The organism is Longimicrobium sp., from assembly GCA_036389135.1.
Classification (GTDB): Bacteria; Gemmatimonadota; Gemmatimonadetes; order Longimicrobiales; family Longimicrobiaceae; genus Longimicrobium.
Window position 1 is genome coordinate 40,087 of the sequence record DASVQP010000117.1, and the last position, 23,676, is coordinate 63,762.

Annotated in this window: 22 protein-coding genes; 5 read left to right on the forward strand and 17 right to left on the reverse strand. The window is 70.5% G+C overall.

The window, feature by feature from the left end; translation table 11 throughout:
- Window positions 1–43: 43 nt before the first annotated feature.
- From VF584_23340 to VF584_23350, 3 genes are read left to right on the forward strand one after another with little or no spacing between them, the layout of a single operon-like run.
- Complete coding sequence (locus tag VF584_23340; GenBank protein ID HEX8213129.1) at window positions 44–1,189, forward strand: glycosyltransferase family 4 protein; 1,146 nt, start codon at window positions 44–46, stop codon at window positions 1,187–1,189.
- Complete coding sequence (locus tag VF584_23345) at window positions 1,186–3,579, forward strand: YfhO family protein (GenBank protein HEX8213130.1); 2,394 nt, start codon at window positions 1,186–1,188, stop codon at window positions 3,577–3,579. Before VF584_23340 ends, VF584_23345 begins: the two co-directional genes overlap by 4 nt.
- On the forward strand, window positions 3,576–4,505 hold the full coding sequence (locus VF584_23350) for a lysylphosphatidylglycerol synthase domain-containing protein (GenBank protein HEX8213131.1): 930 nt from the start codon (window positions 3,576–3,578) through the stop codon (window positions 4,503–4,505). The genes VF584_23345 and VF584_23350 overlap by 4 nt, the downstream gene beginning before the upstream one ends.
- On the opposite strand, the gene VF584_23355 is transcribed toward VF584_23350, so the two are convergent.
- From VF584_23355 to VF584_23365, 3 genes are all read right to left on the reverse strand, one after another.
- Complete coding sequence (locus VF584_23355) at window positions 4,489–4,989, reverse strand: hypothetical protein (GenBank protein ID HEX8213132.1); 501 nt, start codon at window positions 4,987–4,989, stop codon at window positions 4,489–4,491. The genes VF584_23350 and VF584_23355 overlap by 17 nt on opposite strands.
- Before the next feature lie 97 nt (window positions 4,990–5,086).
- Window positions 5,087–5,755, reverse strand: coding sequence for a class I SAM-dependent methyltransferase (locus tag VF584_23360; protein ID HEX8213133.1), 669 nt, complete (start codon window positions 5,753–5,755; stop codon window positions 5,087–5,089).
- An 18-nt stretch (window positions 5,756–5,773) separates the two neighbouring features.
- A complete protein-coding gene (locus VF584_23365; GenBank protein HEX8213134.1) occupies window positions 5,774–6,385 on the reverse strand; it encodes a methyltransferase domain-containing protein in 612 nt (203 codons plus the stop codon).
- Window positions 6,386–6,583: 198 nt separating this feature from the next.
- On the opposite strand from VF584_23365, the gene greA reads away from it, so the two are divergent.
- Window positions 6,584–7,075, forward strand: coding sequence for a transcription elongation factor GreA (gene greA / locus VF584_23370; protein ID HEX8213135.1), 492 nt, complete (start codon window positions 6,584–6,586; stop codon window positions 7,073–7,075).
- A gap of 578 nt (window positions 7,076–7,653) precedes the next feature.
- Here the strand turns inward: greA and VF584_23375 are convergent.
- The 12 genes from VF584_23375 to VF584_23430 form a co-directional block, all read right to left on the reverse strand.
- Window positions 7,654–8,619 carry a glycosyltransferase family 2 protein gene (locus tag VF584_23375; protein HEX8213136.1) on the reverse strand — a complete coding sequence of 322 codons (966 nt, stop codon included), beginning with the start codon at window positions 8,617–8,619 and terminating at the stop codon, window positions 7,654–7,656.
- Window positions 8,620–8,669: 50 nt separating this feature from the next.
- Window positions 8,670–10,163 carry an RNA polymerase factor sigma-54 gene (gene rpoN / locus VF584_23380; protein ID HEX8213137.1) on the reverse strand — a complete coding sequence of 498 codons (1,494 nt, stop codon included), beginning with the start codon at window positions 10,161–10,163 and terminating at the stop codon, window positions 8,670–8,672.
- 145 nt (window positions 10,164–10,308) lie between these two features.
- A complete protein-coding gene (gene lptB, locus VF584_23385) occupies window positions 10,309–11,703 on the reverse strand; it encodes an LPS export ABC transporter ATP-binding protein (GenBank protein ID HEX8213138.1) in 1,395 nt (464 codons plus the stop codon).
- Window positions 11,703–13,340, reverse strand: a complete 1,638-nt coding sequence (locus VF584_23390) for an OstA-like protein (GenBank protein HEX8213139.1) — start codon at window positions 13,338–13,340, stop codon at window positions 11,703–11,705. Before VF584_23390 ends, lptB begins: the two co-directional genes overlap by 1 nt.
- Window positions 13,340–13,921, reverse strand: coding sequence for an LPS export ABC transporter periplasmic protein LptC (lptC, locus tag VF584_23395; protein HEX8213140.1), 582 nt, complete (start codon window positions 13,919–13,921; stop codon window positions 13,340–13,342). The genes VF584_23390 and lptC overlap by 1 nt, the downstream gene beginning before the upstream one ends.
- A gap of 74 nt (window positions 13,922–13,995) precedes the next feature.
- Entirely contained in the window at window positions 13,996–14,982 is a 987-nt protein-coding gene (locus tag VF584_23400; GenBank protein HEX8213141.1) for a KpsF/GutQ family sugar-phosphate isomerase, read from the reverse strand.
- Window positions 14,979–15,563 (reverse strand): HAD hydrolase family protein, encoded by a 585-nt coding sequence (locus tag VF584_23405; GenBank protein ID HEX8213142.1) that lies wholly within the window; start codon window positions 15,561–15,563, stop codon window positions 14,979–14,981. The genes VF584_23400 and VF584_23405 overlap by 4 nt, the downstream gene beginning before the upstream one ends.
- On the reverse strand, window positions 15,560–16,402 hold the full coding sequence (kdsA, locus tag VF584_23410) for a 3-deoxy-8-phosphooctulonate synthase (protein ID HEX8213143.1): 843 nt from the start codon (window positions 16,400–16,402) through the stop codon (window positions 15,560–15,562). Before kdsA ends, VF584_23405 begins: the two co-directional genes overlap by 4 nt.
- Window positions 16,399–18,072, reverse strand: coding sequence for a CTP synthase (locus tag VF584_23415; protein ID HEX8213144.1), 1,674 nt, complete (start codon window positions 18,070–18,072; stop codon window positions 16,399–16,401). The genes kdsA and VF584_23415 overlap by 4 nt, the downstream gene beginning before the upstream one ends.
- Complete coding sequence (kdsB, locus tag VF584_23420; protein HEX8213145.1) at window positions 18,069–18,851, reverse strand: 3-deoxy-manno-octulosonate cytidylyltransferase; 783 nt, start codon at window positions 18,849–18,851, stop codon at window positions 18,069–18,071. Before kdsB ends, VF584_23415 begins: the two co-directional genes overlap by 4 nt.
- A 415-nt stretch (window positions 18,852–19,266) precedes the next feature.
- The gene (locus VF584_23425) at window positions 19,267–20,757 is read right to left on the reverse strand and encodes a hypothetical protein (GenBank protein ID HEX8213146.1); all 1,491 of its coding nucleotides are present in this window, start codon (window positions 20,755–20,757) and stop codon (window positions 19,267–19,269) included.
- Window positions 20,754–21,332, reverse strand: a complete 579-nt coding sequence (locus VF584_23430; protein HEX8213147.1) for an aminodeoxychorismate/anthranilate synthase component II — start codon at window positions 21,330–21,332, stop codon at window positions 20,754–20,756. Before VF584_23430 ends, VF584_23425 begins: the two co-directional genes overlap by 4 nt.
- A 194-nt stretch (window positions 21,333–21,526) precedes the next feature.
- On the opposite strand from VF584_23430, the gene sugE reads away from it, so the two are divergent.
- Entirely contained in the window at window positions 21,527–21,838 is a 312-nt protein-coding gene (sugE, locus tag VF584_23435; protein HEX8213148.1) for a quaternary ammonium compound efflux SMR transporter SugE, read from the forward strand.
- Between the two features lie 280 nt (window positions 21,839–22,118).
- On the opposite strand, the gene xerD is transcribed toward sugE, so the two are convergent.
- Both xerD and VF584_23445 read right to left on the reverse strand, forming a co-directional pair.
- Window positions 22,119–23,078, reverse strand: a complete 960-nt coding sequence (xerD, locus tag VF584_23440) for a site-specific tyrosine recombinase XerD (protein ID HEX8213149.1) — start codon at window positions 23,076–23,078, stop codon at window positions 22,119–22,121.
- A complete protein-coding gene (locus VF584_23445; protein ID HEX8213150.1) occupies window positions 23,051–23,671 on the reverse strand; it encodes a DedA family protein in 621 nt (206 codons plus the stop codon). The genes xerD and VF584_23445 overlap by 28 nt, the downstream gene beginning before the upstream one ends.
- Window positions 23,672–23,676 lie beyond the last annotated feature (5 nt).

Here is a 23,676-nt window from a genome sequence, read left to right on the forward strand (position 1 = left end):
CCGATTGCGTTTGCCCGTGCGACACAACCCGCTCCGGGGAATCTTGGCAGCCCGCCCGCTTCGCGTCCTCCACTGCATCTACGACGATCCGCGGAACCCCTGGGTGGGCGGCGGCGGGTCGATGCGCGTCTTCGAGATCTATCGGCGGCTCGCCGGGCGCGTGGACGCGACGGTGGCGACGGGGAGCTTTCCCGGCGCGCGCTACGAGGTGGTGGACGGCGTTCGCTACGTGCGGCTGGGCGCGCCGTCGCCCTACCTGCGCAGCCGCTGGAGCTACGCGCGGCTGGCGGAGGCCGCGCTGCGGCGGGGGGAGTACGACGCGGCGGTGTACGACTTCTCCGTATACACCCCCATCCGCGTGCCGCGGGGGCTGCCGGTGGGGCTGGTGGTGCACATGCTCCACGGGCCCACGGCGCGCGAGCGGTGGGGGCGCTTTCCCGGCTTCGGGGTGCGGCGGGCGGAGGGCGCGCTCCTGCGCCGCAGCCGCTGGATCTCCACCACCTCGCGCTGGATGGAGGAGCAGCTACGGCCGATGGTGGGCGCGGACACGAGGATCGTGCGCATCGGGAGCGGGGTGCCCGACGAGTTCTTTCGCGTGGAGCGGCGCGAGGGGCGGCACCTGCTCTGCTACGGGCGCTTCGATCTCTTCCACAAGGGGCTCGACACCGCCCTCGCCGCGTTCCAGCGCGTGGGGGAGCGCTACCCGGAGGTGGAGCTGTGCCTGGCCGGCCGCGGCAAGGACGAGGAGCGGCTCCGGCAGCTCGCGCGCGAGCTGGGGGTGGAGGGGCGTACGCGCATCCTGGCCGGCGTGGGGCGCGCGGAGGTGCTGGCGCTGATGGGCGGGGCGCTCGCCCTGGTGATGCCTTCGCGGCTCGAGGGGCTCCCCATGGTCCCCGCGGAGGCGATGGCGGCGGGGGTGCCGGTGGTGGCCAGCGCGGTCGGCGCCGTTCCCGAGGTGGTCGACCCTCCGCGGGGCGGCATCCTCGTTCCCGCGGACGACGCTGAGGCCACTGCGGCCGCCATCCTCTCCCTGCTCGACGACCCCGCGCGCCGCGAAAGCCTCAGCCGCTCCGCGCGCCGCTCGGCAGAGCGGTTCAGCTGGGACCGCGTGGCGGACGAGCACCTGGGCTACCTACACGACATCGCCGCCGAGGGCGGCGATCCGCAACGGAGACAAGGAACCGGATGAAGACCGCGCGTAACCAGGCTCCGCCGCCGCGGCGGGCCGCCCCCCCGGCGGAACCCGTGGCCGGCGTTTCCCTTCGGGTCGCCGCCGCGATCTACTTCGGGCTGGCGCTGCTCTACTTCTTCCCCGCCTTCCTTCCCGGCCGGCACATCTACGGGACGGACTACCTGGTGGGCAGCTACTTCATGCACGAGTTCATCTCCCAGCGCTTCGCCGCGGGTGAGATGCCGAAGTGGGTGCCGCACCTGTACGGCGGGGTGCCGATCTTCGCGAACCCGGGGAGCACCTTCTACCCCTTCCGCTTCCTGGTGGACGCCGTCTTTCCGGTGTCCAGGATCTTCCCCGCGCTCTTTGTGATCCAGTTCGGCCTCGGGGGGCTGGGGACGTTCCTGCTGGCGCGCGAGCTCCGCATCCGGAGCTGGGTGGCGCTGATCGCGGGGCTGGCGTTCCAGTTCACCGGCATCATCATGTCGTGGGTGCTGGCCGGGCACGACGGGCGCATCATCGTGGCCACCTTTGCGCCGCTCACCTTCTACTTCCTGCACCGCGGCGTGCGCACGGGGGCCGTGGCGCCCTTTGCCGGGATGGCGGCGGCGATCGGCTTCTCGCTGCTCAGCTTCCAGATCCAGAACTCGTACTACCTGCTGCTGGGGGCGCTGATCTGGGGGGTGTTCTGCCTGGTGCACCTGGAGGCGTTCCGCGACCGGCGGCGGCTGGCGCGGGTGCTGGCGCTCTCGGCGGCGGCGGTGGCCATCGCCTTCCTGATGGCGTCCGTGAACTTCATTCCGTTCATGGACTACGTGGACCAGTCGCCGCGCGGAATGTCTGGCGGTCGCGGCTACGAGTACTCGACGTCGTGGTCGCTGCCCACCGCCGAGGTGCTCGCGCTGGCCGTTCCGGAGCTCGCGGGCTACCTGGACACGTACCGCGGCACCAACCCGATGAAGCTGCACACGGAGTACGCGGGCGCGGTGGTGGTGGTGCTGGCGGCGCTCAGCTTCGCGTACTCGCGGCGGAACCGCTACTGGCAGCTCTTCCTGGGGATGTTCATCTTCTTCATGACGGTGTCGCTGGGCGGAAACACCCCTCTGTACCGCATCTACTACGAGGTGCTGCCGGGCACCAAGCGGTTCCGGGCGCCCAACCTGTGCTTCTTCCTGGTGGTGCTGGCGCTGGTGATGATGGCGGCGTTCGCCCTGGAGGCGCTGGCTGCGCGGATGGAGGAGCGGCGCGCCAGGGCCACCGTCCGCGCGGCGTCGGGCCCCGAGGCCGTGGACCCGGCCGCCACGTGGATCCTCGCGGGAGTGGTGGGTTTCGCGGTGGTGCTGGGGGCAGTGGCGCAGGCGGGCTCCACGCCGCAGGGGGTGCCGGGGCCAGGCTCCGCGGCGTTCCGCTTCGCCCTCTTCGCCGCGGCGGCGGCGGGACTCCTCTGGATGTGGATGCGGGGGTCGCTGGGGTCGCGCGCGGCGTTCGGGCTGCTGGCGGCGCTCACCGTGGTGGACCTGTGGATCGTGGACCGCAAGTTCTTTGAGACGGTGCCGCCTCCGGAGGCGATGTTCGCGGCGGACGACGTGGCGGAGTTCCTCCGCGCCCGACCGCAGCGCGACCGCGCGTGGATCCTCCCCTTCCCCGCCGGCGCCGTGTACCGTGGGCAGCCCGGCAACTACTTGATGCGCTTCGACGCCGACATGGCCGGCGGGGAGCACGGCAACCAGCTGCAGCGCTACAACGAGTACGTGGGCGCCGGGAAGGACGTGTACACGGACTGGCACAACCTGCTGGGAAGCCCCGCGTACATGAACGCCGCCAACGTGCGCTACCTGATCACCGGTACCGAGTTCCAGGACCCGCGCCTTCGCGAGGTGCACCGCGGGAGCGCGCTGGTCTACGAGAACACGGGTGCCCTCCCCCGCGCCTTCCTGGTGGGGAACGTGGTGACCACCGCGCAGCCGGATGGCGCCATCGCCCTGATCGGCGGCGCGGGCTTCGACCCGCGGAGCACCGCCGTGGTCAACGCGGAGCAGCCGGTGCGCCTCCCCGCGGGCCCGCTGCAGGGCGCGGCCACGGTCGCCTCGTACGCGCCCGACCGGGTGGTGGTGCGCACGCAGGCGAGCCGCCAGGCGCTTCTGGTGCTGGCCGACAACTTCTACGCGGACTGGCACGCGCGGGTGGACGGCCGCGAAGCCCCCATCCTGCGCACCAACCACACCTTCCGGGGTGTGGTGGTGGGCCCGGGCGCGCACGAGGTGGTCTTCACCTTCGAGCCGCGCTCGATGTACACCGGGCTGTGGATCTCCCTGGCCTGCACGGCGCTGCTGGCGCTGTACGGCGCGTGGCTCGCCTTCGCGGCGTTGCGCGGGCGGCGCCGCGCGGCGGCCCCGGCGCCCGCATGAAGGTGAGCCCGGCATGGCGCCGGGCCGCGTCGGCGCTGCTGGTGGCGGCCGCGGTCGGGTTCCTGGGGAGGGAGATCGTACGCAGCGCGGCCGGGTTGAGGAGCTTCGAGTGGCACGCCCGCCCGGGGCTCCTCGTCCTTTCGGTGCTGGCGCTCTCCGCCGTATTCCTGTGGGGTGTGGCGGTGTGGAGGATGACGCTGGCGGGGTTCGGGGTCGACGCTCCCTTTCGGCCGCTCGCCCGCGCCTGGTTCATCGCCAACCTGGGGCGCTACATCCCCGGCGTGGTGTGGCAGTTCCTCAGCCTGGCGCAGCTCGGCCCCGCCGCGGGGCTCTCCCCCGTGGTCGCGGTGACGTCGCTGCTGGTGCAGATGGGGTTCCTCTTCCTGTCGGCGCTCCTGCTGGGGGTCTACTTCATCCCCCCGGAGGGCGCCGGCTTCCTTGCGCCCGCGCTCCCCGTGCTGCGCTGGACCGCGCCCGCCGCGTTCCTCCTGGTGCACCCGCGCGTCATCCGCACGGTGCTGGAGCTGGTCTCGCGCGTCACCCACCGCCCCATGCTTCCTTGGAACGGAAGCTGGGCGGGCGGCGTGAAGCTCCTCCTGCTGGCGGCGTTGACGTGGGGGATGTACGGGGTGGCGTTCTACCTCTTTCTGCTCGCCTTCGTGGACGTCCCCGCGTCCACCATCCCGGCGCTCACGGCGATGAACGCGCTCGCCTGGGTGGTGGGGTACCTGGTCTTCTTTGCGCCGGGCGGGCTGGGCTACAAGGAGCTGGCGCTGGCCGCCCTCCTGGCGACGGTGGTTCCCCGCCCCGTCGCCTTTGCCCTTGCCGTCGCCGCCCGCCTCTGGACCGTCGCCGCCGAGCTCCTTCCCGCCGCCTTCCTCCTGCGCCGCGGCGCCGGCGCCGAGGACTCTACACGATCGGCATGAATGACTCGATCCGCACCGGTACCCAGCGCGCGCGGAGCACCACTCGCCGTTCTCCCGAGGCCGTGACGATCCGGAGCCGGATGCGTGTCGAGATCTCCTCCCTGGCGCCGTAGTCGATCCTCAGCGCGGGCTCCAGGAGCAGATCGGCCCTGTCGGCGAGCGGAACCTCGAGAGGCCAGCGGAGCGTGTCCGCGAAGACGTGGCGGCGCCCGAGACTCGACGACAGGGCGATCTCCTCGACCATCACGCCGCGCAGATCGGCCGCTGGACGGACGGCCGCGATCAGGAGCTTGTAGGGGGTGCGGTTGATCGTGTCGTTGTCGTAGGTAAACCACTCCATGCAGATCGTCACTTCCCGCAGCACGAACTCCGCGCAACGGTCCTGGAGCTCTTCCTTGCGCCCCCGCGCGACCACCTCCGCCGGTTTGTACGTCTCGACTCGCATGGTGGTCATCTCGTGGAGCACCGCGTAGCAGGTGCCCATGGAGAGTACCAGCGCGACAACCGCCGCCGGGACGAGGGATCGCCGGGAGGACTCCGCCCGGGCCGTTCCGGGCTCCTGACGCGCGGCGGGGTCCACCTCAGGCTGCGGCGCGCCGGAAGGCGAGCATGTTCGCGCTGAACTCCTCGGGGACGGCGCGGAGGCGGCGCGTGGCCTCTTCGTCGCAGACGTAGCCGTGCTCGGCGAACCGGGCGATCCAGTACTCCGGCGGCTGCTCGTTGAAGTGCCCCTGCCCCCCCTGCCCCGGCCGCGCCGCGGAGAGCACCACGTTGTCGCCGTGGTTGGAAAAGGTGCGCATGAGGCTCTGCACGTAGTCCGGGTGGATGTGCTCCACCACCTCGTAGCTCCACACCAGGTCGAACTTCCGCCCCAGCTGCACCTCGTGGTTCAGGTCCACCTGGCGGATCAGCTCCGGGTGCGCGGCCTTGGAGATGGCCAGCTCCGAGCCCTCCAGGCCATACACGTCGATCCCGCGCTCGTGGAAGTACTCCATGGAGCGGCCGGTGCCGCACCCCAGGTCCAGCACGGAGCGGGGCTGGAAGATGCGGATCGCCTCGTCCAGCAGCCCCTGCGGGAAGAGCGAGCACATGTCCATCTCGCTCTCGAAGTTGAAGATGCTGCTCCGCGAGTAGCGCCGGTACAGCGTCCGCGGGTAGAACACGACGGCGGACACGGTGGTCGCGGTGCGCCACACAAGGCTGTCTTTGGACACACGCTTCTTCAGCCAGCGCTTGAACAGGTAGATCATCGAGCCGTTCTCCGAGGTTCAGGAGGGCTTCCGCGCCACCGTGATTGCGTCGTACGAGCCCTCCGGTGGAAGGCGGGTGACGGCGTTCCACATCACGAACACCCCCGAGAGCCGCTGCCAGAAGTGCTTCTCGCGGAACTTGCGCGGGCTCATCCGCTCCAGCCACTGCAGGTCCATGCTCCCCCAGTCGGAGGTCACCACCTCCAGCCCGGAGTCCTCGCAGAGCGCCCTCATCCCCGCGGGGTAGATGCGCCAGCAGTCGATGGGCGACTCGTGGTAGTGCCAGCTCACCGGGTTGATGGTGACGACGTGCCCCCCCGGCCGGCAGATGCGCGCCAGCTCCTTCATCCACACCCAGATGCGGGGAACGTGCTCGATCACGTTGGCCGAAAGGACCACGTCGTACGACGCGTCGGGCACGGGGTAGCTGTACTCCTCCGTGGCCCGGTACGTGAGCGGCACGTCGGTGCGGGAGTGGAAGTCGAGGGTGTCCCACGCCTTCACCTCGTGCCCCACCACCCCGCGGAACGACGACGGGTCGCGGTCGGGCCCGATCTCCAGCACGCGCGTCTCGGGGGTAAAGAGCTCCCGCGCGAAGCGGGCGAAGAGGAGCTTGTCGTTCTTGTTCACGTGTCGAGCTTGCGTGTGGGTCCGTGGGCGGAGGGGCCCTCCTGCCGGTGCGCACAACCTATCCGCCGCCGCCACGCTCTACAAGCGCGCGTCCCCATCGCTGGCGCGATGAGGCCTGGCGCTGTTACATTACGAATTGGTCCCCTTGTGCGCCCCGCATGCTGCGGGGCGCACGCTACGTTTTTCCCAAGTGCGACGATGCTGGAAGAGCTCAAGAACAGGCTGGGCGAAGAGATCGAACGGCTCACGCACGAGCTCCAGGTGACGCTGCCGGAGTCCATCAAGAAGGCGGTGGAGCACGGCGACCTCCGGGAGAACTCGGAGTACAAGTCGGCGCTGGAGCGGCAGCAGTTCGTGCAGGCACGCCTCAACCACCTGACGCGCCGTGCCGGCGAGCTCTCCAAGATCGACATCTCGCAGATTCCCTCGGACCGCATCGGCTTCGGCTCGCGCGTGACCGTCGTGGACATGCGCACGCGCGAGGAGGAGACGTACTCGCTCGTCTTCGGCGACTACATCGACATCGACAGCGGCCAGATCTCGGTGGCATCGCCGCTCGGCCAGGCGCTGATGGGGAAGAAGAAGGGCGAGACGGTGTCGCTGACACTCCCGCGCGGCGAGCGCAAGCTCAAGATCAAGGCGATGACGACGCTCCCGCAGATGGCGGATAGCAAGGAAGACGAGGGCTGAGCCTCGCCTTCGATGCGCGTGGCGGAAAGGCCCCCGGCGATGTGCCGGGGGCCTTTTTGCGGCTGCGGGCCCCCTCCCCCGCTCGTCACCTCGCGGCCCCTCCCCCAAAACAACCTGGGGGAGGGGCGTACGCGTGCGTCTGCCCGCGCGGCAAAAGCCCGGTAGGGGCGCGATTCATCGCGCCCGTGCCTGACCCGGCGCAGCGCCCACGGTGCATGGTGCATCGTGGAGGCGGGCACGGGCAGCCACGTGGGGCGGCCCCTACGGGATCAATCCGTTGGGCAGGGCGAAGGGGCGGGCGCGATGTACGGGATGGATGTGCAGGGCGAGCGGCGGCGGCACCCGTGACACGGGCGCGATAAATCGCGCCCCTACCGGATCTGCGCGCGCACGAAGCAGTTCTCCCCCTCACCCGCCCTGCGCCCCCGCAGGCGGGGGAGGGGGTCGGGGGGAGGGGCCACCTGTGTTGCGCGGATGCCTGTCGAAGCGGGTCCGCCCCCTCTCTTGATAACAGAGGGCGCAGCCCTCTCCTGTTATCGGGAGAGGGGGCAGCGAGGAACGAGCGGGGGTGAGGGCCCTCAGCGCCGCCGCAGCTGGTGCACCTCGGATCGCAGCGTGGCGATCAGCTCGGCCATGAAGCCGAAGCCGAAGAGGACCACGCCCACCGTCTCCAGCAGTCCCACCAGCGTCAGCAGCGGTCGGTAGCCGAAGGGGGGCATCCAGTTGCCGATGCGCAGCACAACCGTGACCAGGCCCACCAGGATGCCGAGGAGGATCAGCGCGAGGCCGCCGCCGCCAAAGAACTGCATCGGCTTTTCGGTGAACTTGAGGTAGAACCAGACGACGACCAGGTCGCCGACGCCCACCAGCACGCGGCCGCGGCCGGAGTACTTGGCCACGCCGGCGCGGCGCGGAAAGAGCTCGATGTCCATCTCGGACACCGAGTAGCCCTGGTCGTGCGCCAGAACCACGAAGAAGCGGTGCCAGTCGTGCCGCAGCGGGATCTCGCGCAGGATCTCGGCGCGGAACGCCTTCATCGAGTTGAGGTCGCGCGCGGGGACCTGGAAGAGGCGCTGCGAGAGGCGGTTGTAGATGGTGCTCACCGCCGCCTTCTCGTAGTTCCCCACCTTGCGCCCGCACACGATGTCCGACCCCGTCTTCGCCAGCTCGGCCAGGAAGCGCGGGATCTCCTCCGTGGAGTGCTGCAGGTCCGCGTCGAAGAGGACGAGGAACTCGGTCTCGGCGGCGAGGGCGCCGGTGACCATCGCCTCCGTCTTCCCCTGGTTGCGCCGGTGCCGCAGCACCTTTACGCGGGGGAAGCCCGCGCTCTCGCGCAGGGCGGCGTCGTACGTGCCGTCGCGCGAGCCGTCGTCCACCAGGATCACTTCGCCGCCCAGCCGATGGCGCGCGAACGTCTCGCGCAGCTCGCGGAAGAGCGCCTCCATGTTCTCCGCCTCGTCGAAGGCGGGCACCAGCACGGCGAAGTCGGTCCGCAGCCGGTCCGGAATCGCCAGCGCGGCGGGTTGCATGGCAGCGGGGGGCATCGTCGCGATGCCCCCCTGTTCCCCCTTCCCCGCTCCCCGTTCGCCGCCGTTCACACGCGCTTGCGCATCCGCGCGGACAGGATGCCGAGCTGGTCGCGGTACTTGGCCACCGTGCGGCGGGCGATCTGGATGCCGTCGTCCTTGAGGATGTTGACGATGGCCTGGTCGGTCAGCGGGTGCGCCGGGTCTTCCTCGCCCACCAGCTTCTCAATCTGCGCCTTGATGCCGCGCGCCGACACGTCCTCGCCGCTGGTGGTCGACAGGCCGGACGAGAAGAAGAACTTCAGCGGGAAGACGCCGCGCGGCGTCTGCACGAACTTCTCGTTCGTCACGCGGCTCACCGTCGACTCGTGCATGTCGATCACCTCGGCCACCTCGCGCAGGGTGAGCGGCTTGAGGTACTGCACGCCCTTGTCGAAGAAGTCGCGCTGCCGGTCGACGATGAAGTTCATCACCTTGAGCATCGTCTGGCGGCGCTGCTCGATCGCCTGGATCATCCAGTTGGCCGAGTTGAGCTTGTTGGAGATGAACTCCTTGTTCTCGCCCACGAACTTCTTCTTGTCCTTGGCGATGTCGCGGTAGGTGCGCGACAGCTTCAGCCGCGGCAGGCTGGTGTCGTTGAGGAAGACGAGGTACTCGCCCTCGATCTTCTCCACGATCAGGTCCGGAATGATGTAGTTGTCGCCGCCGCTGGCGTACTTGAGCCCCGGCTTGGGGTCCAGCTTCGCCACCTCGTCCGCCGCGTTCTGCACGTCGCGCGGGGTGATGGAGAGCTCCTTGGAGATCTCGCTCCAGCGGTGGTTGATGAGCTGGTCGAAGTACTGGTCCACGATGCGGAAGGCCAGGCTCTCCTCCATCCGGCGCCGGATCTCCTCCAGCGGCGGGTCGCCCTCGCCCGTCTCGTGCACCAGCTCCTGCACCACGCTGTCGCGAAGCTGCAGCAGGATGCACTCGCGCAGGTCGCGCGCGGCGATCCCCGGCGGGTCGAAGCCCTGCACCACGCGCAGCATCCCCTCCACTTCCTCCAGGGTGTACCCCTTGGTGGAGCCCCACTCCCCGCTCTCGCGCACGAAGTCGTTCAGCGACTCGACGATGTCGTGCAGCGTGCAGGTGAGGTACCCCTCGTCCGAGATGTTGCCGATGATCTCCTCGCCCAGCAGGAGCTCGCGCTCGGAGAGGCGCAGCAGGGTGAGCTGGTCGTGCAGGTGGTCGCCCAAGTCCTTGGTGTCCACCGACACGGGCTCGTAGTACTCCCGCTCCTCGTACTCCTCGCGGCGGCCGCCGGTCTCGAAGCCGTTCAGGAGGATCTCCTCCCAGTCGATCTCGTCGTCCTCCGTCTTCTTCTCGGCCTCCGGCTCGGGCTCCACCTGGTCCTCGACGTCGCTCTCCACGAGGTCCAGGAACGGGTTGTTGAGCAGCTCCTGCTTGAGGTGCTGCTGGAGGTCCAGGAGCGGCATGTAAAGAAGATCCATCGCCTGGTAAAGGCGAGGGTTGATCTTCATCTCCTGCTTGAGGGTCGTTCCCTGGTAGAGACCGGTCTTCATGCCGCTTCGTCCTGTTGGGGATTCCGTTCGCGTGGAACGCGCTTTTCTCTAGACCTGAGTCCTAAGTCCTAAGTCCTAAGTCCTGAGTCCTGAGTCTGCACGGCTGTTGAGCACTTAGCACTTAGCACTTAGCACTTCCAGTTCCTCACGGCTGCGGCTCGGGGAGCTCTTCGCCCGGCTCGTCCGCGGGTGCTTCGTACGGATTGGGATAGCGCTCGCGCATGCGCGCCGCCAGCGTGGGTCCCAGGTAGAGGTCGGCCACTTCGTCGCTCCACACCAGCTCGCTCACGGTGCCGGAGACCCGCACGCGCCCTTCGTACATGATGTAGGCGCGGTCCACGATGTCCAGCGTCTGCTCCACGTTGTGGTCGGAGATCAGCACCCCGATCCCGCGGCGGCGCAGGTCCGCCACGATCTGCTGGATGTCGTGCACGGCGATGGGGTCCACCCCCGCGAACGGCTCGTCCAGCAGCATGAACTTGGGGTTGCCCACCAGCGCACGCGTGATCTCCAGCCGGCGCCGCTCGCCGCCGGAAAGGGAGTACGCGTACGACTTCCTCACGTGCTTGATGCTCAGCTCGTCCAGCAGCGCCTCCAGCCGGCGCTTCTGCTCCGCCCGCGGGATGCCGAGCGTCTGCAGGATCGCCATGACGTTCTGCTCCACCGTCAGCTTGCGGAAGATGGAGGGCTCCTGCGCCAGGTAACCGATCCCCGCGCGGGCGCGGCGGTACATGGGGACGCCCGTGAGCTTCCGGTCGCCGATGTAGACGTCGCCCCGGTCCGGGCTGATGAGGCCGACCATCATGTAGAACGAGGTGGTCTTCCCCGCCCCGTTGGGCCCCAGCAGTCCCACGATCTCGCCCTGCGTGACCTCGACGTCCACCTCGTTGACGACGCGCCGCTTGCGGTAGCTCTTGACCAGCCCCTTTGCGCGCAGCGTCATCCCGCCCACGATGGGGCCTCTCCGCACCGGCGCGGGGACGGGCTCCGGCTCGGGCATCGCGACGATCTGCACGCGCGGGTAGTCGTAGAAGTCCGCGTCCTCGTGGTGCGCGGCCTCTTCCTGCACGGTGCCGGCGGCTTCGGCCTGCACGGCGGCGGAGTCGTTCTCCTGCCGGGTGAGGATGGCGCCGATGTGGTGGTCGAGCAGGGCCAGAGCCTCGTCGCGGCCGTTCCCCACCTCCGCCAGCACCCAGGGGGAGAGGCGGAGCGCGCTCCACCCCGTGCCGTTCTCGTGCGGCTCCCCTTCCGCGCCCAGCAGCTCCACCACCTCGTTCGCGCGCAGGCGGCTCAGGACCTGCTCGTCCAGGTAGTGCTCCGTCTCCGCGTCCTGAAAGGAGCCGAGCTCGCCGTATGCCTCCGTGTGGCCGCGCGGCGGGCCGTACCAGCGGCGGTACTCCTCGCGCATGCGGGTGTGCCACTCGGGGCGCGCCACCTCGTGCCCGCCGTCGTCGCGCGCCACCAGCGCGCGCAGAGCGATGAGGGTAGATACGTCGGTGGGGGGTACTTCCGCCACCATCCGCGCCAGACGGCCTTGCATCACGGGCGCGCCCCCCCCTGCGGCGTGTTCCCCGGCGTCGCGGGCGCGGGCGCGGCGGGCGCCGCCGGGCGAGCCGTGGGGATGCGCGTGCCGCGGCCCGGCGCACCCGTCGGCGCGGGACGGGGGGTCTGCGCGGCCGTTCCGGTCGCTGCCGCCGGCGTGCCCGGCGCGGGGTCGCGGCCCGGCGTGGGCGTGCGGGCGGCGGTGTTGCCGGCGGCCGGCCGTGCTCCAGCCGCACCCGCCGGGGCGCCTGCTGCGCTGTCCGCGGGCGCCCGCGGCTGGCCGGGGTCCAGGTAGACGCCGCGATGCACGCCACGGGCGCGTGCGTTGTCCACCTCGCCGTCGCGGAACGCCAGGTCCACGTGGTCGGCGTTCAGGTAGTTGATGGCGGGCTTCTGCCCCGCCGGCGCGTCGTCGTTGCGCACGCGGTACACGGAGCGCGCGTTGCCGATGGCCACCAGGCGCTCGATCTCCACCTTGGCGTCCGCGCTGTCGCGGGCGGGGCGGCGCGCGGTGGTGTCGCGCGTGAAGTAGCCGATGATGGTGTCCGCCAGGATCAGGTCGCGGTCCTCCAGCGCGTCCGGCGGGGTGGTCACCCGCTGGCGGTGCGCGGCGGTGTCGCCCGGCGCGCCCACGGCCACGGTGTCCCAAGCCAGCCCGTGCGCGGAGCCGATCGCGTGCACCTCGCGCAGCTCCTGGCCGGGCATGATCGCCTCCAGCGAATCTGCCTCCATCCGGAACCCGCTCGCAAGCGCCACCGACCGCGGAAGCGCCTTCGTGCTGTCGCGCGGCGCCGCCGCCTGCGGCTCCTGGCCGCTGACGACGCGCTGCAGCTTGTCGTTCTCAAAGAACATCAGGAGCTGCGGCCCGTCCACGTCCAGCCGCTCGCTGTCCAGCCGCGCGTTGGTGCGGGCCAGGACGCGGGTCAGCTTGCCGTCGCGCAGGTTGCTCTCAATGTACTCGCCCTGCAGCTCGTACTGCGGGTTGCGCACGCGGGCGGCGGTGCGCAGCTCCATCCGCTCGGCGGTGGCGTCGTAGAAGGCGGTGGCGGCCGTGGATCTCACGTCCTTGCTGACGATCACCACGTTCCCCTCGGCGGTCATGAACTTGTCGCCGGTGCTGGTGATGCGGTCGCCGTCGATCTCCATGGGGTCGCGGCGCTGGCCGCCGCTCCCGCGCGGCACCAGCGTCAGGTGCGGGCGCTGCGTGGCGATGGCCTGCGCGTCGGGGCGCCCCGGCATCGCCTTGAAGTACTCCAGCTCCGGCCCGCGCAGGGTGGAGCCGCGCTGCTTGTCGGTAAAGATGACGTTCCCCTGCGCAAAGAGCCGCCCCGTGCCGGAGTTGTAGATGGCGCGGTCGGCCGTCAGCGTGCGCGTGGGGTCCTGGAAGTCCACCTGCCCAAAGAGGTGCACCTCGTTCATCGCCTGGTAGATCACGGCGCTGTCGGCGCGCAGCTCCTCGCCCCCCGTGCACCTCACCAGCAGCGGCCCATCGGCCGAGATGACGCGGTTGGCGGGGTCGCCCACGGCGGTCCACGGCCCGTTCTGGTCTACCAGGAGGCACGAATTCGCCTGCGCGGCCAGGGCCGCGGGCGTGGCGGCAAGCGCCGCCGCGATTGCGAGAATGAAGTAGCGCATCAGAATCGTATCCCTCCGTCGCCCACCTGCACGGAGCCGGTCCGGGCGTTGGTGCCCTGGACGTTCGTGAACCGGCTGTCCGCGCTGAAGCCCTGCGTGTACAACGTCTTGCCGTCTTCAAGGAGACTCGTCGCCTTTTCGCTCCACACGCGGTCGTTGCGCTGGTCCCAGTGGAGCTCCTCGCTTTTGATGGTGCGCTTCCCCTTCCCCTGCTCGCCGGGGATGATGAGGACCACCTTCCCCCGCGCCACCATCACCTGCGAAGCCGGGTCGTACTCGCCCGTCTTGGATGTAAGCGTACCCTGCTGGCCCGAAGGGGTGCTGAAGAGAAGCCGCACCCCCTTGAGATTCGTGCGCGTCTGGCCGGGCATGGTGACGGCGGTGTCGGCGAAGATGTCGGCCTTGGTGGTGCCTTCCTCCGTCATCTTCATCTTCATCCCGATCGTCACCTGGTTGGCGTCCGCCTCGAACGCCGCGGTGCCGATGGGCGTCGTGCTCCCGCTGCACCCGGCGAGTGCGGCGACTAAAGTCGCGGCAACAACCGCGGGAAGTCCCCCTGCGGGGACTCGTGGGGTCCACACCAGTGCCGGACCCCGAGTCCGCGAAGGCGGACTTTGTGCTGTTGTTGCAGCGAGTTCACTCGCCCGGGATGCCTTCATACCGCCCCCGCCCGCATCAGGTCGTGGAGGTGCACCATCCCCACCACGCGTCCCTCGTCCACCACGGGGAGCGCCATGACACCGTAGCGCTCCATGACGCCCACGGCCGCGGCGGCGAGTTCCCCCGGCTCGACGGTTTTGGGTTCGCGAGTCATGACTTCGGATACGGCGATTCCGTAGAAGTGTTCCTCGCGCTCCATCAGCCGCGTGAGATCCCCAGAGGTTACGACGCCCAGCAGGCGTCCCTCGTCATCCACCACCGCCACCGTCCCGCGGCGCTCGGCCAGCGGCACCAGCGCCTGGCGCATGGTGGCGCCGCGGGGGAGGAGCGGCAGGTCGCTCGTCTCCATCACGTCCTGCACGCGCAGCAGCAGCCGGCGCCCCAGCGCGCCGCCGGGGTGGAAGCGGGCGAAGTCGTCGCGCCCGAAGCCGCGGCGCAGCAGGAGGGCCACCGCCAGCGCGTCACCCATCGCCATGGCGGCGGCGGTGGACGAGGTGGGGGCGAGGTCGTGCGGGCACGCCTCTGCGGCCACCGAGCAGTCCAGCACCCAGTCCGCCTGGCGCGCCAGCGCGGATTCGGGCCGGCCGGTGAGGGCGACGACGCCCACGTCCATCCGCTTCAGGTACTCCAGCAGGCCGCGCAGCTCCTCGCTCTCGCCGCTCTTGGAGAGGAGGATGGCGACGTCGCCGCTCCCCACCAGCCCCAGGTCGCCGTGCAGCGCCTCGACGGGGTGGAGGAAGACGGCCGGGGTGCCGGTGGAGGTGAGGGTGGCGGCGAGCTTGCGGCCCACGATCCCGCTCTTCCCCACGCCGGCCACGATCACCCGCCCGGTCGCCTCCAGCACCGCGTCCACCGCCGCCGCGAACTCCACCCCGATTCGGCTCTCCAGCGCCGCAACGGAAGCGGCCTCGGTGCGGATCACGTGGCGGGCACGCTCCAGCATCTCGTCCGTGCCGATCCCCGCCGGCGCCGCCACCGTCACTGCCCCGCCTCGCGCTGGCGGACGTACGCTTCCACCAGGGCGCTCCACTGGCCGCGCGCGCCCAGCAGCGCCTCCGCGAACTCGCGTACGGCCCCGTAGCCGCCGTGCCGCGTCCCCTGCCAGCGCGCCACCGCACGGACGTCGCCGGCCGCGTTCCCCACCGCCGCGGGGAGCCCCACGCGCCGCATCACGGGGAGGTCGGGAAGGTCGTCGCCCAGGAAGGCGGTCTCCTCCCAGCCGATCCCTAGCCGCTCGAGCATCGCGGTGACGATGCGGAGCTTGGAGGCGGTGCGGTCCTGGTGCACCTCGCGGATCATCAGCTCCTCCGCGCGCATCGTCACCGCCCTCGACTCGCGCCCGGTGACGATGGCGACCCTGATCCCCCCTTCGTGCAGGAGCCGGGTGCCGATCCCGTCCTGGATCTCGAATCGCTTCAGCTCCACCCGCTCGCCCGCGGACGTCGCGCCCAGGTAGATGCCGCCGTCCGTCATCACGCCGTCCACGTCCAGGATGACGAGGCGGATGCGGCGCGCATCATCGCGCGGGATGGCGGCGGGCGGGTCCCCCACGGGCGCCATCATCCGCCGAAGCCGAGCGCGGCGCGCAGTGCGAGCACCTCTTCCACCAGCGGTCGCAGCCGCTCGATGGGGAGCATGTTGGTGGAGTCCGACGGCGCGCTGGCCGGGTCGGGGTGCGTCTCCAGAAAGAGCGCGTCGGCGCCGGCGGCAACCGCTGCGCGCACCAGGTGCGGGATGAAGCGCGGCTCCCCGCCGCTGACGCCCGCGCCCTCGCCGGGGCGCTGTACCGAGTGGGTGCCGTCGAACACGGTGGGAGCGTCGCACGTCTCGCGCATCTGCACGAAGGAGCGCATGTCCACCACCAGGTTGCCGTAGCCGAAGAAGGTACCGCGCTCCGTCACCGCCACGCCGCCGGCGCCGGCGCCCCGCAGCTTGTCCGCGGCGCCGCGCATCTCGTGGGGCCCCATCCACTGCCCCTTCTTCACGTTCACCGGCCGCCCCGTGGCCCCCGCCGCCACCAGCAGATCCGTCTGGCGGCAGAGAAAGGCGGGGATCTGGAGCACGTCCGCCACCTCGGCCACGGCCGCGCACTGCGCGGGCTCGTGCACGTCGGTGATCAGCGGCAGCCCCACCTCGTCCCGCACGCGCGCCAGCTTGCGCAGCCCCTCCTCCATCCCCGGCCCGCGCGGCGAGCCGGCGGAGGAGCGGTTCGCCTTGTCGAACGACGCCTTGAAGAGCAGCGGGAGCGACAGATCGTCCGCCATCCTCGCCAGCGCCTCGGCGATGGAGAGGTTGAGCCGGTCGTCCTCCAGCACGCACGGCCCCGCGATCAGAAAGAACGGCGCACCTACGCGGAAGAGCTCCGCGACGTCGCCGCCGCCGCGCGCGAGCGCCTGGCTCACGACGAAGCCTCCGCCATCAGTTCGGGCTGCTGCTGCGCGGGGGCGTTCTGCCCATCGCGGTACGCCGCCGCCGCCGTCACAAAGGAGGCGAAGAGCGGGTGCGGCTGGTCCGGGCGCGACTTGAGCTCCGGGTGCGCCTGCGTGGCCACGAACCAGGGATGCGACGGCAACTCGATCATTTCCACCAGGTTGCCGTCCGGCGACAGCCCGCTGAACTGCATCCCCTGCTCGCCCAGCGCCTCGCGGTACACGTTGTTGACCTCGTAGCGATGGCGATGGCGCTCGCTGATCTCCAGGGTGCCGTAGATCTCCGCCGCGCGCGAGCCGGGCTGCAGCCGCGCCGTGTACGCGCCCAGCCGCATGGTGCCGCCCAGGTCGGTGATCTGGCGCTGCGAGTCCATCAGGCAGATCACCGGGTCGGCGGTGGCGCGCTCCCACTCGGCCGAGTGCGCCTCCTCGATCCCGCACACGGTGCGCGAGAACTCGATGATCGCCGTCTGCATCCCCAGGCAGATCCCAAAGAACGGGAGGCCGTTCTCGCGCGCCCAGCGGATGGCGGAGAGCATCCCCTCCACCCCGCGCACGCCGAAGCCGCCGGGGATGAGCAGGCCGTGGTAGCCGGCCAGCTTCTCCGCCCCTTCGCCGTTCTCGAAGTCCTCGGAGGAGAGCCACTCGATCTTGACCTTGGCATCCGCCGCGATCCCGCCGTGTATCAGCGCCTCCTGCACCGACTTGTAGGAATCGATCAGCGCCACGTACTTGCCCACGACGGCGATGCGCACGATGCCGTTGCTGGGGTTCTTGAGCCGGCTCACCAGCTCGCGCCACTCGTCCAGATCGGGCTTGGGCGTGGTGAGCCCCAGCTTGTTGACCACCAGCTCGTCCAGGCGCTGCCGGTGGTACTCCAGCGGCACCTCGTAGATGGTCTCCGCGTCGCGCGCCTCGATCACCGACGCCACGTCGACGTTGCAGAAGAGTGCGATCTTGCGGCGCATGTCCGGCTCGATCGCGCGCTCGCTGCGGCAGATCAGCACGTCCGGCTGAATGCCGATCTGCATCAGCTCGCGCACGGAGTGCTGCGTCGGCTTCGTCTTCAGCTCCCCCGCCGCCGCGATGTACGGCAGCAGCGTGAGGTGCACGAAGAGCGTGTGCTCGCGCCCCACCTCCTGCCGGTACTGGCGGATGGCTTCCAGGAAGGGGAGGCTCTCGATGTCGCCCACGGTGCCGCCGATCTCGGTGATGACGACGTCGTGGTTGGGCGCCAGGCGGCGAATCGCCCCCTTGATGGCGTCCGTGATGTGCGGGATCACCTGCACCGTGGCGCCCAGGTACTCGCCGCGCCGCTCGCGGGTGATGACGTCCTGATAGATGCGCCCCGTCGTGATGCTGTTGGACTGCGACAGGCTCTCGCCCACGAAGCGCTCGTAGTGCCCCAGGTCCAGGTCCGTCTCCGCGCCGTCGTCGGTCACGAAGACCTCGCCGTGCTGGAAGGGCGAGAGCGTGCCGGGGTCCACGTTGATGTAGGGATCGAACTTCTGGATCGTCACGCGGAGCCCGCGCTCCACCAGGAGCCGGCCCAGCGACGCGGCCGCGATCCCCTTGCCGAGCGACGAGACGACGCCGCCGGTGACGAAGATGTACTTGGTGGGCGCCGTGTTCAGGGCGGTCATTCGGCTGCTCGCTCCGTGGCGGGAGGTGTGGACTCGTTTCGTAGGAGGCGTTCCGCGCGCTCGGCGTCGGCGGGGGTGTCGATCCCCCCTTCGGCCGGCGGGCCCACGGCCACGCCCATGCGCATCCCCGCCGCCAGCGGGCGGAGCTGCTCCAGCTTCTCGATCTGCTCCAGCCGCCCTTCCGGCAGCGCGACCCAGCGCAGCAGCGCGTCCCGGCGGTAGGCGTAGAGCCCCACGTGGCGCAGATACGTGCCGCTGCTGAACTCAGGCTCCGCGTCGCGCGCGTGCGGCACGGGGGCGCGGGTGAAGAGTAGCGCACCGCCGTCGTCGCCGCGCACCACCTTGACCACGGACGGCTCCAGCCACTCTGCGCGGGTGCGGATGGGCGTCGCCACCGTCCCCAGCTCCCACCCGCCGTCGCGCACCAGCCCGATCGCCGCGCTCGCGTGCTCCGCCAGCAGGAAAGGCTCGTCGCCCTGCACGTTGACGATCACCTCGTACCCTGCGAACTCCGGGTCGCCTGCGACTTCAGCGACGCGGTCGGTGCCGGAGGGGTGCGCCGGATCCGTGAGCCGCACCTCCGCCCCGAAGCCGCGGCACGCCTCCGCGACCTCGGCGGAATCCGTGGCGACCACGACCGCGTCGAACACAGCGAGCCCCATCGCCCGGCGCCAGACCCACTCCAGGAGTGGCCTGCCAGCGATGGGGAAGAGCGGCTTCCGCGGCAAGCGCGAGGAGCCGATGCGTGCCGGAACGACGCCCAGTACGCGGGCGCTCATCGAACCGAAAAATGTGCGGGGATGCCGCGCGCATTTGCAATAATCACGCCACTCAACCTAGCGTCGGCGCGGCGGTTTGTCAAAGCGGCGGCGGGGCGGCTAATGGAGTGCTCACGGGGGCCCTCACCCCCGCTCGTTCCTCGCTGCCCCCCTCTCCCGATAACAGGAGAGGCTGCGCCTCTGGGCTCGGGAGAGGGGGGCGAAATCCGCGAGGAACACACAGATCCGTAGGGGCGCGATTCATCGCGCCCACCCTCGCCCCCACCGCGACCCACGCCCACCGCACCGATACCGTACGGCAGACCTGCGTGTCTGCCACCGCCCGTGCCGTCCGACACCTGCCCCTCCACACCGCAACCTCGTAGGGGCCGCCCCACGTGGCTGCCCGTGCCCGCCCCCGCTCCGAACCCCCGGATTAGAACCGGGGCAGCGAGAACGACCAGTACACCGCCGGGTCCAGGTCGTCCGCCGCGGGGTTCACGACCACGCCGACGCGCGCAAGAAAAAACCGAACGCCCCCCCCCACGTTCTGCACAAAGGCCGGCGCCGAATCCGTCCATGCGGCGCCGGAGGAATGCACCAGCTCCACCGAGGGCTGGCCCAGGTACGGGATCATCAGCTTCGGCGACAAGGGGATCAGGTACTCCGACCCCACGTACACCAGGTGGTCGCCGCGAAAGGCGGAGATCGCGGTGGTGGGCAGCGTGCCCGGACCGCCGAGGTTGCCGAACCGCTGCGGCGGTGCGTCGGAAGCGATGGGGAGCATCGTGCGCGCGTAGACGTGCACCGACTGCTGGCGGAAAGTCAGGGTATAGAAGTCGGCCCAGGCCAGCGCCTGCGTGAACGTCGCGTCGCCGAAACCCTGCTCCACCTGCGCGAAACCCTCCAGCTGCACCGTCTGCCCGCGCCAGCGCAGCGTGGCACCCACGATCCCGGAGACGATCGTCCCCTCCAGCACCGGCGGGTTCTCGCGGAGCAGGCCGTCGCCCAGGAGCGAGGGGAGGTCCGGCTCCGTCTCCAGCGAGCGGGCGCGCTCCACCTGCACGCCGACGCGCGGGCCCAGCCACGACTCCCCCGCGATGATCGGCTTGCCGACGGGGCGCGTGACGAAGACGGAGGCGCGGTCCGCGTCGTAGTAGTCGCGGTAGTCGCGCCCGACCAACGCCGCGGTCACCGAGTTGACGATGTCGCCGTGATGCCAGGCGTCATTGGTGCGCGTCTGGCGCGACAGCTCGGCTTCCAAGCGCAGCGATTGGATGCGCAGCGGGTACTCCACACGCAGCTGGCCACCCAGGTGGTCGTCCTGCTTGTGGCGATACGCCAGGAACCCGCTCGCCAGCCCCGAACCCGGGTCAGGCGAGAAGCGGAACTGCGCGCCCCCCGCCACGGTGGCTCCGTTCACCCGGTCGTACGTCGGCGTCAGGAAGAGGGGTCGGAAGGAGCGCGGCAGCGGCGGCCCAACCACGGTCGCGACCAGCGTGGAGTCCCCTGCCCTCCCCGTCGAATCGCCGCGCACGACTACGGTCGACGGGTGGGATTCCGAGATTGCGCCGTGCTGCGCCTTCGCGGAGCGGTAGACGCCACCATCGATGACCGCGATCTCGCCGCCGACGCGCGAGCCGGGGCGCAGGTAGAGGTGTCCGCCCAGCACCGCCACCGACCCCGCGACGGAGCCCTCCAGCCGCACGTCCGCATCGTAGATGACCAGATCCCCCGGCGCGGAGAACGTCGCGGGGAGGATGGTATCGCGGTCGATGCGCAGGTAGTTGCCACGTGCGAGCACCTCGCGCGCGATCTCGGCGGCGCGGCTCCGGTCGTCGCCGCGCACCGTCACCCCCTGCGCGGCGGCGGGGAGCGCGAATGCCATGAGGAGGAGTGCCGCGAGAAGTGCGGGGCGAAGCTTCATCCGAGCTCCAGAAAGTTGCGAAGCAGCGCGTGCCCGTGCTCGCTGGCGATGGATTCCGGGTGGAACTGGACGCCCCACACCGGGTGCTCGCGGTGGCGGACCGCCTGGATCTCCGTCTCGAACCCTGGCTCGTCCGTCCACGCCACCGCCTCCAGCTCGGCCGGCAGCGACGACGGCTCGATCACCAGCGAATGGTAGCGCGCCACGGTGAACGGCGCCGGGATGCCGCGAAAGATCCCCTCCCCCGTGTGGCGGATCGGCGAGGTCTTGCCGTGCATCGGCTTCGCGGCGCGCACGACCTCGCCGCCGTACGCCTGCCCGATCGACTGGTGGCCCAGGCAGACGCCGAGGATCGGGATTTTTGGCCCAAGCTCGCGGATCGTCTCCACCGACACCCCCGCCTCGGTAGGCGTGCACGGGCCGGGGGAGATGACGATGCGCTCCGGAGCGCGCTCCGCGATCTCGGCGACGGTGAGCTGGTCGTTGCGCACGACCTCCAACTCCGCCCCCAGCTCGCCGAGATACTGGACTAGATTGTACGTGAAGCTGTCGTAGTTATCGATAACCAGGATCATGACTTCCCTGTGATGATCTCGCCTGCTTCCGCGCCGTGTCCACGCATCCCGCAGCGTAACGACCGATGAACGATGGCGCGGGCGGCCCCTCTTTGCAACGGTCGCCGGTGCCCCGAGCCCGCCCCCGTGCTAACTTTGCCCCACGTTCCGCACGACGCGGGGCGGCCGGAGCGGAGCCAGAATGGGAGAGCGGAATGGCGTGGGCGTACCTGTTCGTCGCGGGGCTGCTGGAGGTGGTGTGGGCGATCGGCCTCAAGTACACGGAGGGCTTCACGCGCCTGTGGCCGAGCGTGGGGACGCTGGCCGCGATGGGCGCGAGCTTCTACCTGCTCGCCACGGCGCTGCGCACCATCCCCGTCGGCACCGGCTATGCCGTATGGACTGGCATCGGCGCGGTGGGGGCGAGCTTGCTCGGCATGCTCATCCTCGGCGAGCCGCGCGACGCCGGGCGCCTGCTGGGCATCGCGCTGATCGTGTGCGGGATCGTGGTGCTGCGAGTGGCGTGAGGGCGGAGGCCCTCACCCCCCCGGCCCCCCTCTCCCAAACTGCTGGGAAAGGTGGGAGATTGCGGCCTTCCGCGCGAGCCTTCCGGACCCGGGAACGCGTAGGGGCGCGATTTGTCGCGCCCTCCCCTGCCCGGAATCGACGCCGGCTCGCCGCACCAATTCCCGTAGGGGCTGCCCTACGTGGCTGCCCGTGCCCGCCACCGCACCGCCGCCCGTCCTTTCGCACGGACCCCCGTAGGGCAGACCTGCGTGTCTGCCCTGCCCCGCCGCCGCAACCCCATCATGCACGCGGGTGGAACTGGCGGTGGATCTGCGACAGGTACGTCCGGTCCACGTGCGTATAGATCTGCGTGGTGGAGATGTCCGCGTGGCCCAGCATCTCCTGCACCGCCACCAGGTCGGCGCCCCCCTCCAGCAGGTGCGTGGCGAACGAATGGCGCAGGGTGTGGGGGGTCACCTTCTTTTCGATGCCGGCGGCCTCCACGTGCTGCCGGAGGATCTTCCACACGCCCATGCGAGTCAGCGGCCCGCCGCGGGCGTTGAGGAAGACGCGCCCCTCACCCTTCCCCCGCTCCAGCCGCGGCCTCGTCTCGCGCAGGTAGATGGAGAGCGCGCCGATCGCCCGGCGCCCCACCGGCACCATCCGCTCCTTGGCGCCCTTGCCGAAGACGGACGCGAACTCGTCGTCCAGGTGCAGGTCGCGCACGCGGATGCCGGTGAGCTCGGACACGCGCACCCCGCTGGCGTACGCGAACTCCAGCATCGCCCGGTCACGCCAGGCGAGCGGGTGCATGATGTCCGGCGCCTCGAGCAAGCGCTCGATCTCCGCCACCGTGAGCACGCCCGGGAGCGTCTTCCACGCCGTCGGCGTGTCGATCGCCTCGCTGGGGTCCGCCACCACCTCGTTCTCGCCCAGCAGGAAGCGGAAGTAGGTGCGCAGCGCGGAGATGTTGCGCGCGATGGAGGACGGCGCGAGCCCCAGGTCCTTGAGGAGGAGGACGAAGCGCCGCAGGTCGTCGGTGGTGACCTCGGAAGGGCGGGCGCGCCCCAGCGTCCGCGCGTGCGAGCACATGCGGACCACGTCGCGGCGATAGGCGTCGATGGTCTGCTCGCTCAGGTTGCGCTCGAAGCGGAGGTGGTCGATGAAGCCCTCCACCCCGAACTGCCGCGCCGTGCGGTCCAGCTCCTCCGGCGTGGGCGCTTCGGCGGTGCTCAGGCCGCCTCCCCGCGGCTGCGCCACCACCACCACCCCACGAGCGCGAAGAGGATCACCGCGGCGATCCCCAGCCAGCGCCCCGACGCCTCCACGGCCACGCGGATCTGCTCCCAGTTGCGCCCGGCGGTGGCGCCCAGGTACACGATCATCCCGTACCACAGCCCCGACGCCAGCGCGATCGGCGTGGCGGTTCGCACCCATCCCATCCCGCTCGTTCCCGCGAACACCGGCACCACCGCGCGGAAGCCGGGGAGGAAGCGGCTGAAGAAGATCACCTTGGCGCCGTGCTTCGCGTACAGGCCTGAGAGCCGCGTCATCTGCTGCGGCTGCAGGATCATCCGCCCGACGCGCCCCTGGAAGAACGACGCGCCGTAGCGCCGGCCCACCCAGTACGTCACCAGCGCCGTACCCACGTTGCACCCCCACACCACCAGGAACGCCCCGATCGGCGAGATGGTGCCGCGCCCCGCCAGGAAGCCGCCCGTGAGCGCGATCACGTCCGCCGGCACGGGGGGAAAGATGTTCTCCAGCCCCGCGAAGGCGCCGATCACCACGTACACCAGCGGCCCGGGGAGCCCCTGCATCCATTCGATCAGCCGGTCGATCAGCCCCGACATGCGTC